This is a genomic window from Flavonifractor plautii ATCC 29863, from assembly GCF_000239295.1.
GTDB classification, from domain to species: Bacteria; Bacillota; Clostridia; order Oscillospirales; family Oscillospiraceae; genus Flavonifractor; species Flavonifractor plautii.
The window spans coordinates 1-11642 of sequence record NZ_JH417794.1; the positions used below are offsets into that span (position 1 = coordinate 1).

General features: G+C 51.3%; 11 protein-coding genes and 1 tRNA gene. 6 read left to right on the plus strand and 6 right to left on the minus strand.

The window, feature by feature from the left end; translation table 11 throughout:
* Positions 1-462: 462 nt before the first annotated feature.
* Positions 463-906 (minus strand): hypothetical protein, encoded by a 444-nt coding sequence (locus HMPREF0372_RS10815; protein ID WP_007492178.1) that lies wholly within the window; start codon positions 904-906, stop codon positions 463-465.
* A 367-nt stretch (positions 907-1273) separates the two neighbouring features.
* Positions 1274-2056: a DUF4300 family protein gene (locus HMPREF0372_RS10820; protein ID WP_007492180.1), complete on the minus strand. Its 783-nt coding sequence runs from the start codon at positions 2054-2056 to the stop codon at positions 1274-1276.
* A 399-nt stretch (positions 2057-2455) separates the two neighbouring features.
* Between HMPREF0372_RS10820 and HMPREF0372_RS10825 the strand changes: the two genes are divergently transcribed.
* The 5 genes from HMPREF0372_RS10825 to HMPREF0372_RS10845 all read left to right on the plus strand — a co-directional run bounded on the left by HMPREF0372_RS10825 (position 2456) and on the right by HMPREF0372_RS10845 (position 6729).
* Entirely contained in the window at positions 2456-2938 is a 483-nt protein-coding gene (locus tag HMPREF0372_RS10825) for an RNA polymerase sigma factor (RefSeq protein ID WP_007492182.1), read from the plus strand.
* A 71-nt stretch (positions 2939-3009) separates the two neighbouring features.
* Complete coding sequence (locus HMPREF0372_RS10830) at positions 3010-3510, plus strand: hypothetical protein (protein ID WP_226917074.1); 501 nt, start codon at positions 3010-3012, stop codon at positions 3508-3510.
* Between the two features lie 24 nt (positions 3511-3534).
* Positions 3535-4128, plus strand: a complete 594-nt coding sequence (locus HMPREF0372_RS10835; protein WP_009260831.1) for a hypothetical protein — start codon at positions 3535-3537, stop codon at positions 4126-4128.
* Between the two features lie 93 nt (positions 4129-4221).
* A complete protein-coding gene (locus HMPREF0372_RS10840) occupies positions 4222-5619 on the plus strand; it encodes an MBOAT family O-acyltransferase (protein WP_007492188.1) in 1398 nt (465 codons plus the stop codon).
* Between the two features lie 12 nt (positions 5620-5631).
* Positions 5632-6729, plus strand: coding sequence for a DHHW family protein (locus tag HMPREF0372_RS10845; protein ID WP_007492198.1), 1098 nt, complete (start codon positions 5632-5634; stop codon positions 6727-6729).
* 285 nt (positions 6730-7014) lie between these two features.
* On the opposite strand, the gene HMPREF0372_RS10850 is transcribed toward HMPREF0372_RS10845, so the two are convergent.
* Entirely contained in the window at positions 7015-7470 is a 456-nt protein-coding gene (locus HMPREF0372_RS10850) for a DIP1984 family protein (RefSeq protein WP_007492200.1), read from the minus strand.
* A gap of 596 nt (positions 7471-8066) precedes the next feature.
* Here HMPREF0372_RS10850 and HMPREF0372_RS10855 point away from each other — a divergent pair.
* Positions 8067-9452 carry a phospholipase D-like domain-containing protein gene (locus tag HMPREF0372_RS10855; protein WP_007492202.1) on the plus strand — a complete coding sequence of 462 codons (1386 nt, stop codon included), beginning with the start codon at positions 8067-8069 and terminating at the stop codon, positions 9450-9452.
* Positions 9453-10336: 884 nt separating this feature from the next.
* Here HMPREF0372_RS10855 and HMPREF0372_RS10860 read toward each other — a convergent pair.
* The 3 genes from HMPREF0372_RS10860 to HMPREF0372_RS10865 form a co-directional block, all read right to left on the minus strand.
* Positions 10337-10645 carry a hypothetical protein gene (locus HMPREF0372_RS10860; RefSeq protein WP_007492207.1) on the minus strand — a complete coding sequence of 103 codons (309 nt, stop codon included), beginning with the start codon at positions 10643-10645 and terminating at the stop codon, positions 10337-10339.
* 124 nt (positions 10646-10769) lie between these two features.
* Positions 10770-11201 (minus strand): hypothetical protein, encoded by a 432-nt coding sequence (locus HMPREF0372_RS19215; protein ID WP_225123461.1) that lies wholly within the window; start codon positions 11199-11201, stop codon positions 10770-10772.
* Positions 11202-11335: 134 nt separating this feature from the next.
* Positions 11336-11424 (minus strand) — tRNA-Ser (locus HMPREF0372_RS10865).
* Positions 11425-11642: the final 218 nt, after the last annotated feature.

Sequence of the window (11642 nt, forward strand, 5' to 3'; positions counted from 1 at the left end):
ACGGCCTCCATATCACGGGGGGCAGCGATTTTCACGGGGAGGCCGTCCGACCTGATACCTTCCTTACCCCCATTCCCCTCAACCTCGACTGGCTGGGAACCTTCCAAAATGCCCAGCTAGTCCCCAATTGATTTACGTACGGTGTCACAAATGGCATTTGGCATGGTATGATGGATTTCTCGATTAGATAAGGGTAGATCAGAACAGGTATGTATCCGGGGCTTTCTTCATCTGAAATAGCATAACAGAGCAGTATGTCGGCTTCGGTTATCAGGCGACAGAACTGGAACTGCCCTTCCGAACCGCCAGCCCGAAAGGGCGGCGTACGGAAGTGCAGTTCTCTTTTTTACACCAAGCGCAGAAGCTGCGGCCTATGTGTTTTCTCCTGTCAGAGAAAAATATCTATCTTCCTATATAGTTCAGCCCGGCAGGTAAACAGATGCCCTAATTCACCCCGACCAATCACCCTGCTCTACTGCGCTTTCGCCGCACCGAAATAGTTCCCGCAGCTTGGTCTACCTTATCCGCCTGTTCTATCTCTCCCAACGTCTTTCGCAACAGAAACCCTACCGGAAGTAATAGCAGATTCAAAAAGATGGCATATCCGAGAGACAGGCATGCTACATTTAGGGCAATCCCTAATTCCTCCAGATTACCGCCACCCAGGCTGTGCATCATTTTAATCAGACTAAGCAGTGAGCCAGCACCTCCGGCCAGTAAAGATCCTATAGCCACCTGCCGATAGGCCAGATAACTCTCCAGCGCACGGGCGGCGGAAGGTTTTTTCTCTTGAAACATAGCCCGGATTGCCCAACCAAAAGCGCGGAAAGAGTTGTTCCCCAGAAGAACCAGTAAGCACGCGATTAGCAGGAACGCCAGCGTTGTATAATCCAGAAGCGACAGCAAGTTTGCAACATCCAGTCTGATTCCGGACGGTGTAACTGAACAGACTGCCCCACCTCCGACCAACAGAACGCATCCAAAGAGATAAACCAGATAACGCACCTATACCACGCCCTTTCTCTGTCTACAGTAGTATTTCGGTTTCCCTCTGCTCTTAATGGTTTCATGTATCATATCGACATATTTTTGCAAAAATTAAGGCTCTAACCTGGCTACATCTCCTCACTGCTGATAGTGTACTGGATAAGGTGAGGTACAGGAACGCGCCGTACTCAAAAATGCGGCTAAAATAAACGAATATGAAAAATGTCCGATGGGTCTTCCCATCGGACATTTTTTGCCGTGTCTACTGCGGATACCCGTACCCCGGTCAGGATATCTCCATCATCTTCCCATTTTCCAGCACAATAGGCGGCAGCTCCGTCTCGTCTCCATATAGGTCCGGACGGGCCAGAAGATAGTGCTCCAATGCGTTCCGGCTCTCAAATTTGGTCGCCTGGAAGGGACCAGCCGGGCCATACTTCTCCACAAACAGCAGTCCGTCCTCCGTCTCCATCAATACGCCGGTATGTCCCACAAAGCGGACCCCGTCAAGTGGGGAATGCAGATATACCTCGATCAGGGACATTCCCTTGGCGCTGTCCACCTGTATGCCACGCTCCGACCACGCTTCCTCAATGCGGGCAAGGTGTTCCTCCTGGGTCGCCGCCCCCTCCAGAGGTACGGCATTGAACAGAGTAATGAAATCGGCCCGTGCTTCTGAACTGAGCTGGTATTCCTTCTGCGTGTCAATGGCCTCAATGTCAAACATTAGATAGGTATCACTCTCATCCGCAGTCCCACAGGTCTGGAGCTGATCCCGCATCAACAGGAACGCGGTCAGGCGGCAATTGGCCTCCATAAAAAATGTGCCGTCTGGCAGTTCCTTCATGTCAAACAAAAGTGAGCTGTAGTCAACAAAGTCACCCTCCATGGCGGTAAAGCCCTCCGTGAGGGTGGGCGTGGTCACCCGGGCGTTAAAGTCGTCTGCCCAGGCCAGCAGGGTATCGGTCTGCTCCTGAGATACGCCGTGGGCCTGAAGCGCATCCACGACCTCCCTCCTGGAGCTGTCATCCGTCAAATTGGAATAGAGGGCCTGTGTTTTTTCCGGCACATGGGAACCGTCAGGCGCGGAGGGTAAGCTCCCAGCAGGTGTACTACAGCTAGCCAGAGAAATTACCAAGAGTGCTGCCACAATTGTAGCGAATCGTTTTTTCTTCATATCAATCTGAGTTCCTTTCATAATTGCCTGTGAATTTGAGATGTATCTAACAGAGCATATATGTTCCGGAGCAAATCTGTCAGCTATCGTCCAGCACAGATTTGCGGCGTCTCCACATTATAGACGCAAATCCAGCTAAAAAGTTTTCAGCAGCTGCTTTGTTTCTAATATTCGCGCTCTATCGCGCCCACAAGGAATGTGGTATAATATTTAATAACTTTCTCAAAAAATGTGGAGGGAAATGTGACCTGGCGGCCAGGCCATGCGTGTATAGAACAGGAGGTAAGAACATTGCGTCATGGAGAAACGGTTGATTTAACGGCGCTATACGAAACATATTCCGATCTGCTGTTCCGGACAGCACTGACCTATGTGAGCCATTCAGAAGACGCTCAGGATGTCGTCCACGATGTGTTTGCGGTCTATCTGGCGAAGCGGCCTACGTTCCAGGATACGTCCCACCAACGGGCATGGATGCTGCGCGTTACAATCAATAAATGCCGGGATCTCCAGCGCCGCAACGCGGTACGCAGGTATACCCCTTTAGAAGATGCGGAACACATCGCCTCGCCGGAGGATTCAGAAACATCCGAACTTCTGGCCGCCGTTCGGAGCCTGCCGGACAAGCTGCATGAGGTGGTGGTGCTCCACTATCTGGAAGGGTTTTCAGTGGAAGAAACCGCACGCTGCCTGCGCATCTCGGTTTCCGCAGTCAAAATGCGTCTGACCCGCGGCCGGCAGGCAATCAAAGCACTCCTTGGAACGGAGGAATGAATATGTTTGATCAAAAAGATGTAGAGGCATACCGCAGGATCAAAGCGCCGGAGGAGCTCCGGGAGCAGGTCATGCGCCTGGAACAAAAGCCGGAGCCGACACGCACCAGAACGAAATGGATTTCGTTTGGATCTCTGGCCGCTGCCGCCTGCGCAGCCGTCCTGTTTATTGCCGCTCTCCCTCCCTTTGCTGTGCGTGGGGAAACCGCCCTCTTGTATCAGGGCGTACCCATTGGGGCGGAACCGGTCTCCATTCCGGCGGACCATCCTCAAATGACATCTGGACTTCGGGAAGTCTCCGGCGGAATTCCTCTGGCGCTGGAAACCGGCGAAACGACCCGGGTATCTGTTTCCGGCGGTGAATTCAGCCTGTTTGATCCGGAGGGCGAACTCCTCGGAGACGGCACCGAAGCAGAGATCTCCGAAGACGTTCTGCTCTACTGGGACCTCTCCGGCACAGAGGACACCATGTTTTCCCTGACCTTGAAAACCAATGGCAAACAGCTTACCTATGTACTCTCCATGCGTGACGATGGAGGGTATGACCTTCAGCAAAATCAGTCACCCAAATAAATGCAGAACAGGAGACCATGTATTATGAAAAAGATGATCACTTTTATTCTCGGTGCGGCAATGGCGATCTCCCTGGTGGGATGCAGCGGCAACAATGGCAGCAGCAATCACGGCGGAAGCGGAGACGGCTCCACCTCTTCCTACTCCAGTGCGGTGGAGGTTCTGGAGACGGTCTATGGGGTGTATTCAGAGGATCAAAAGTTCCCCATCGGCGGCGGCGATTCGGAGCACATGACCACAGATGCCCCAGGCGCCTTTGACGTATCCAAGACCGAGGAGCTGACCTCCACCCTGAGCCTTCCGGAGAGCGAGACCACCCACATTGATGACGCGGCATCTATGATCCACATGATGAATGCCAACACCTTTACCGGCGCGGCCTATCACCTGACCGGCGATGTGAGTGCCGACGAGTTCGCCGACGCCCTCAAGGAGGGAATCCTGGCGAAGCAGTGGATCTGCGGTATGCCGGATACCTTAGTCGTAATCAACGTGGACGGCCAGTATGTCATTGCCGCGTATGGCGCGGATGATTTGGTGGAAACCTTCAAGGATAACGCGCTCTCTGCCCTGGACGGAGCCGAGGCAATCATTGACACCCCGGTGGTAGAGGGCTGAGAACCGCCAGTTCAATATAACATTATATAGCGTTGCGGGGCGGCCTCTTCGCCAGGGAGCCGCCCCGTACGTTGCTGTTAAGGAAGGTTTTCTATGCTTTTTTCCAGCATCCCATTTCTATACTACTTTCTCCCGCTGGTTCTGGCCGTATACTTTCTCACTCCGGCCCGCTTCCGAAATGCAGTGCTCCTGCTGGCCAGCCTGATCTTCTATGCCTGGGGCGAGCCTAAATACGTCCTTCTTATGCTGGCCTCCATCCTGTCCGGCTATGGCTTCGGCCTCTTGCAGGAGCGGTACCGGGGCCAAAAAGGGGCCAAACTGGTCTGCGGGCTCTCCGTGGCGGTCAGCCTGTCCTTTCTCCTGTACTTCAAATACGCAGACTTCTTCCTGGAAAACTTCAACGCGGCCACCGGACTGGGGGTTCCCCTGCTGCGCATCGCCCTGCCCATTGGCATCAGCTTTTACACCTTCCAGATCATCAGCTATACGGTGGATGTATACCGGGGTGAGCCAGCTCAGAAAAATCTGATCTACCTGGCAGCCTATGTGGCTATGTTTCCCCAACTCATTGCAGGGCCTATCGTCCGCTATTCCGACATTGCACAGCAGTTGGAACACCGTTCCCACTCCACCGCTCTGGCTGCCGAGGGGGTACGGCGCTTTCTCATTGGATTGGGGAAAAAGATCCTGATCGCCAACCAACTGGGAGAGCTGTGCAGCGTGTTCCGGGCGTCCGATGAGAAGTCCGTGCTCTTTTACTGGCTATACGCCGTCGCATTTGCCCTGCACATTTATTTCGACTTCTCCGGATACAGCGATATGGCCATCGGCCTAGGCAAAGTATTTGGCTTCCACTTCCTTGAAAACTTTAACTATCCCTATATTTCCGCCAGCATCACAGAGTTCTGGCGCCGCTGGCACATGTCGCTGGGTACCTGGTTCCGGGATTATGTGTATATCCCGCTGGGCGGCAACCGCGTCGGAAGGGCCCGCCAACTGCTGAATATTCTGGTGGTGTGGATGCTGACCGGCTTCTGGCACGGGGCAGCCTGGAACTTCGTTGTCTGGGGACTGATGTTCGCCGTTCTTCTGATCATGGAGAAGCTGTGGCTGCTGAAACCTCTCTCGAAATGCCGCCCCCTCGCCCATCTCTATGTAGTATTCTTCGTCGTGATCAGCTTTGTGATCTTCAACGCGGAGAATATGGGGCAGGCCCTCTCCGACATTGGCGGTCTGTTCGGTGCCGGCGGTATCCCGCTGGTTTCTGCAGAGGCGGTCTACTGTCTGCGCAGCTTCGCTCTGGTGCTGATTCTGGCCGTTTTTGGAGCCACCCCCCTCCTCCGGAATGGGCTAGTCCGCCTCTCCCAGTACCCCACCGCCGGTAAGGTCCTCAACGCACTGGAACCCTTTACACTGTTTGTACTGCTGCTGGTCATGACCGGCTATCTGGTGGACGGCTCCTTTAACCCATTCCTATACTTCCGGTTTTGATAGGAGGATACCATGGATAGCAAAAAGAAAAACCTGACGGTCTGTATCCTGTTTGGGCTGCTTCTGGCCGTGGCCTTTCTGGCCTGTTTGTTTCTCCCCAAGGAAGCCACTTCGGACAGTGAGCGGAGGAAACTGGCCGCCATGCCGGCGTTCACCTTGGATACCGTACTGAGCGGGCGGTTCATGTCCGGCTTTGAAACCTACACCCAGGATCATTTTCCCTTCCGGGACCAGTTCCGTACACTGAAAGCCCTGTCCGCCACCGGCCTGTTCCACCGGCAGGACAACAATGGGATCTATGTTTCCGACGGCTTCGCCGCCGCGGTGGAATACCCCCTGAACGAGTCCTCCCTGGACCGGGCGGCAGGCCGCTTCCAGTACCTCTATGACAAATACCTGAACGGCAGCAATCGGGTGTTCCTCTCCGTAATCCCGGACAAGAACTGCTTTCTGGCCCGGGAGAGCGGGCACCTCTCCATGGATTATGCGCAATTGGAGTCCCTGATGGCACAGAAGGTTGGCTTTGCCGACTATATCTCCATCTCAGACCTGTTGGAGCGGGACGACTATTACAGGACCGACACCCATTGGCGGCAGGAGCGGATCACCGATGTGGCGGAGCGGCTGGCCCAAGCCATGGGGGTCACCTTGACTCAAAATTACGAAGAGTCCGTGTTGGAGCGGGACTTCTACGGCGTTTACTGCGGACAATCGGCCCTCCCCTTGGCCCCCGAGTCCATCCACTATCTCATCAACGATGCCATCCGGGACTGCACGGTGTATGATTACCAGAACAACCGAACCGGAACGGTGTACGACATGGAGCGTGCCATGGGAAAGGACCCCTATGAAATCTTCCTCTCCGGTTCTCTGTCTCTGATTACCATGGAAAATCCTTACGCCCAAAGCGGCCGGGAGTTGGTGTTGTTCCGCGACTCTTTTGGCTCCAGCATTGCGCCTTTGCTGCTCAGCGGATACTCCAGGATCACTCTGGTGGATATTCGCTACATCCAGCCGGACTACCTCGGGCAGTTCATTGATTTTGAAAACTGCGATGTACTGTTTCTCTACAGCTCCCTGGTTCTGAACAACAGCGACACGCTGAAATAACCGATCCGGCTGTGGATGCTTTGGGTTATCCACAGCCGGATCTTTTTGTTCAAAGGCCAACCTGCCAATCCATGCTGCCATTGGAACAGCATCCCCATTCCCACCCTCGCAGACGCAGTCAATACCCGGTCATTACAATCATCCGTTACAATACATCTGTACGCAGTCGGGGCATAACAATTCTTGAGGACTCGAACCTCGCACGTGCCCTTCCGTGTATCCATGATGCGACTTACGCTGTCGCCGCGCGGCATTCGCCCTGCTTCTGCTACCAGGCACTTTGGCCTATTCCACTAAGTCGGTCTTCCAGTTGCTCTCTTGCAGCCGGTTATCCAGCCGGCGCAGTTCTTTGGACATCCGGTCGATCTCCTTTTGCCAGTCCGCCACAGAGAACGCAGACCGGATCTTGATCTCCGTATTTCTGGCGCGGTAGGATATCTGACTTCCCGCGTACACAACATCCCGGTATACATGGAGTTTGAGGGACAGGGCATCCTTTTGGGCAATCAGTTCTGTCAGAGTCTGCCCCTCAACCACAGTCTGGCAGTTGGTCCGATTGATTCTCGCAATCAAATAGGACAGGCGAGAAATGGAAGCATCCAGCTCCTGTTTTAGATTCTCCGGGCATTCCACCGGTTGCTCGCCCTCCTGCACCAGCGCATTGCTGCTCAAACGGTTTTTGAGCTGTTCAATATTCCGGTTCAGATCTGCGCGTTCCTGTAAAGCCTCTGCAAGTTTCATAACTTCACCCTTCCCGATCCATCGGCTGCTCTATAGCCCTGGCTTTCTTAGGAGATGTAGATACCGCCTGTTTCAAAGGCATCTTACAGCGTCTGCATCTCTCCTTATCCGATTGAATACTGAAACATACATACAGAGCGTGAATCCCATAAACGCTATGTATAAAAGCAATTATAAATTATAGTATAGCATACTTTATCAGAAATGGAACCATCGTCTGCCCGAAAATATTCTTTTTGCAGCAGCGGTTTTAGCGATAAAAATATTGTGTGGGTACCAAACCGGCCAGCAAGGAACTGTGGACCGCTGTTCTTCGCCTCCGCTCCGTTGGGGACAGATAGTAACCCCACACACCTTGAATTTCATCAAATTGTATGATATTATTTGCAACAATGTTATCGCGGAACGGCCAGTGCTCAACTTTCTTTTCCCTTTCCTGCCCGCATTTTTTCTATTTTCAGCAGCCGCAATTTTTCACATCATCCACGGCGATATGATACTCCCTATCTTGTCCCCGGCATGCGCCGGACTAGAGCAATGGGTGCCCCGAGCAGGCGGGAATCCCTGGGGCGTCAATATGAAAGCAGGTCAGATAAATGAAACGGTTTGTGAAGAATGTCGCTCTGGTGCTCCTTGTGTGGCTTTTATTCATCATTCTCTGTCTAGTCATTCCACCGGCGTTTCACAAAAGGGCCACTCCCGAAGATTGGCTGAACGATATCCGCTATGAACATACCGCACCAGAGCGGGTGCGGAGCATCGACGACAACTCTGATGCCCTGCTGTGGCGGCTCCGGCTTATTGAGGAAGCAAAGGAGCGGATTATACTCACCACGTTTGATTTTTGGGATGAGGAAAGCGGCCAGGATGTGATTGGCGCACTTTGGGCGGCAGCCGAGCGCGGTGTCAGGGTTCAGGTGCTTCTGGACGGCATCAATGGCGGACATTTCCTTCCCATGAGTAGGAACCTTTGCCAGTTGTCAAGCCATGAGAACGTGGAGATCCGGCTCTACAACCCGATCAACCTTCTAACCCCGTGGAAAATCAACTATCGGATGCACGATAAGTATCTGATCGCTGATGACTTTGCCTATATCCTGGGTGGTAGAAATACAGATAACCGCTTCCTGGGCAATTACCAAGAACACTACAATGTGGACCGGGATATTTTAGTATATGAAACCGAGCCTGGGGCAGGCCAGTCCTATCAACAGCTGATGAATTATTTTGAGGCGGTGTGGGCGCTTCCATGCTGTAAGGTTTTTAAAGATTCAAGGTGTGAAAGCGATCTGGCTGGCTGTTATGAGCAGACCGCCCAACGTTACCCGGAAGTCTTTACAGACAGTTTGACTACAGCAGAATGGGAGTCCGCCACACTGGCGGCATATAGCGTGGAGCTATGGTCCAATCCAATCGAGCCGGAAAATAAGACACCAATCCTGTGGGCCCGCATGGTAGACGCTATGGCGCAGGACAGTAACGTTCTGGTTCAGACGCCCTACATTATATGCAGTAAGGATATGTACGAGGACCTTCGGACTGTCTGTGCTGCGGGTACCAGAACAGATATTCTGATCAATGCCGTAGAAAGTGGGACAAATCCTTTTGGCTGCACCGACTACTTAAATCAGAAAACGCATCTCCGCAGCACCGGCACCCATATCTATGAATATCTGGGCGAGCAGGCACAGCATACTAAGGCCGTGCTCATAGGCGAAGATCTGACGCTCGCAGGTTCCTGCAACTTTGATATGAGGAGTGTTTATCTGGACACCGAGCTAATGCTTTCGATCAAAAGCCCGGGGCTAAATGCTCAGATCCGTGCTCAACTCGATGTACTGAAGGAAAGCAGCCGACACATGAGTCCTGATGGCTCTATAGAAGATGGCCCAAGTTATGTTCCGAGAGAGCTAAGTTGGGGAAAAGAGGCCATGTATGCTGTCCTGCGGGTAATTACTTTGCCATTCCGGCATTTGCTATAATTTATTTCCAAATAGGCTGGACTTTTTGCGCTTCTGTGTGTGGTATTCCGTCTATCTATTTTCCGAGTGAATGCCTGAGTCACACCGTTGGGCCCAGATCCAGAGGTAACGTGAGCGGCTCCGCCGCCACTGACACGGTCTGGATTCGAACCAATAGGCCGTGTCTATCATACTTTCGTCCACATTGAGGCGTGGCAGAACTGCTCTTTGCAGGGCGGCTGTTCCCACCTGTCTCAAAACTGGGGTATCGGCTACGAAAATATGGCTATTTTGGTTACTATAACGTCAACGAGAATGGTTCCCGTAAAGTTCTGTGCACTGCTGATGGTATGAATGAGGATAAAGCGAGTAGCGCCAGCTTCTTTCAGCGGCCCGGTGACCATGGCCTGGAAAGTGGGCAGCTTATGGTTGAAGAAAAGTGTTTGGGAATTCTGGAGCCTGTACGAGAAGTGTCTCCGGAGGCAATACCAGCACTGCACTGTTTGTATTCACTGTTACCCTGGATTCCAAAGTAAAGCTGGCAGCAAAATTCTTAGAGGTCCGGCACTGTTTTATGTTTCTATCCCGTAGCATAAATTGTAAAGCTAAAAAAGAAATCCCTTGAAACCATTTCGTTTCAAGGGATTTCTGCAAAGGACGGTCAAAACCGATATTTCTATAAAATCAAAAAACGCCGCGAAGCGGCGATACCAAATCACAACCCAGCGCAGCGGTTGTGATTTGGAAAGGAGGAGCAGCGGCGTGAGCGCGCTCTGACTTTTGTAAAAAAGTCGGAGCAAGCGATACAAAGCTTGCTCCGACGTGGTCGGAGTGTAATTATAGGACTTGGAAAAATCCAGTCATATCAATGGTTTTAGCGCAGCAAGCAAGAGGCTTTTATCCCATTAGATACGATAATTAGAAAGATCATCCAGCTTTTCGGCAAATGATTTTGTCTGATCGGCTTCTTTTTCAAATTGCGCCTTGATTTGCTCATTTACATCTGGAGACATAACAGGAATCAATTTCAGATCCTCTTCTTTCATGTAGAGGTCTGCAATATCTTCCTTATCTCCACATTGAGGAAAGAGGACGACCCAACAGCCGTCTTTTGGCTCCTTCTCCCAGACAACCCCTTGCATTCCCTTGTGAACGCCTTCTTTTGCATAGCAATCTTTTTCTACCATCACTTCTACGCAATCCATCATCTTCATTTTATTTTACCCCATACGGCGTATTCAATTTGAGTTTTCCGTTCGGCATAAGCATCCATCCAGTAATAAATGACACGCTGCCTGATTTGCCTTTTCTGGGAATCGTAACTCTGATATCAATTCGCTAGCCTCGTCTATCCAACTTTCCTAACATATAGTCACCGGATAGATATTTTTCAAGTGCCTGTTTCTCACTTTGATTCTTAAGCCACGTAGAATCTGAAGCAGAATAGCCCCAACTTTCAAATGCTCGATTTTTTCCATGTCTATATGTATTTTCTGGGTCAAATAGATAGGGATCAAATTTGCTGTAATCGCTATATGATGTTGTATTCATCAAAACCACAGCATAGGGAATCGGGTCTAATGTGCAGTGGCAGTATGGATGATGTGGACAAGACGGAGCATTTTCTTCCTGAAACCAACAACCATCCAACATTAAGCATTCCTCACAGTGGGTTTTGCCCTCTGAATGGTGCGTCCATTGGACCCAGCTTGGCTGCTCTGCCGTTTTCTGCGGAAGCAGCTTTCCCGTATATCGTTTGTAATATATCATATTTCCTCCTATCATGTAAAATCAGGCTTCTACATATAGGCTGGAAAAAGAAAAAAGTTGTAAATTTCTGTACAACTTTCAAAATGAATTTACAAATTATGAAAAAATGGGTGAGTCCTATAAGGACTCACCCATGGCGGAAGCGGTGGGATTCGAACCCACGTGCCCTTGCGGACAACTTGATTTCGAGTCAAGCTCGTTACGACCACTTCGATACGCTTCCGTATAGAATATTCGATTTATTCAATCCTGTCACATGATTTCGAGTCAGCCCCGTTATGACCACTTGGATACCGCTGCAACTGGCTGTGGGCGGGTAGCGTCACAAAGCCACAATCACTGTATTGATTAGAATACCCTATTTTTGTGCGCTTGTCAATATTGCAGGGGCGTGTAAAATAGTTTATAATTGTAGGACTACAATACATATTGGACATCTGA

Excerpts from the sequence above, each read along its gene's own strand:
- HMPREF0372_RS10830 (WP_226917074.1), top strand. The coding sequence starts at position 3,010 with ATGCGCCTGGAACAAAAGCCGGAGCCGACACGCACCAGAACGAAATGG.
- HMPREF0372_RS10835 (WP_009260831.1), top strand. The coding sequence starts at position 3,535 with ATGAAAAAGATGATCACTTTTATTCTCGGTGCGGCAATGGCGATCTCC.
- HMPREF0372_RS10840 (WP_007492188.1), top strand. The coding sequence starts at position 4,222 with ATGCTTTTTTCCAGCATCCCATTTCTATACTACTTTCTCCCGCTGGTT.
- HMPREF0372_RS10845 (WP_007492198.1), top strand. The coding sequence starts at position 5,632 with ATGGATAGCAAAAAGAAAAACCTGACGGTCTGTATCCTGTTTGGGCTG.
- HMPREF0372_RS10850 (WP_007492200.1), bottom strand. The coding sequence starts at position 7,470 with ATGAAACTTGCAGAGGCTTTACAGGAACGCGCAGATCTGAACCGGAAT.
- HMPREF0372_RS10855 (WP_007492202.1), top strand. The coding sequence starts at position 8,067 with ATGAAACGGTTTGTGAAGAATGTCGCTCTGGTGCTCCTTGTGTGGCTT.
- HMPREF0372_RS10860 (WP_007492207.1), bottom strand. The coding sequence starts at position 10,645 with ATGAAGATGATGGATTGCGTAGAAGTGATGGTAGAAAAAGATTGCTAT.
- HMPREF0372_RS19215 (WP_225123461.1), bottom strand. The coding sequence starts at position 11,201 with ATGATATATTACAAACGATATACGGGAAAGCTGCTTCCGCAGAAAACG.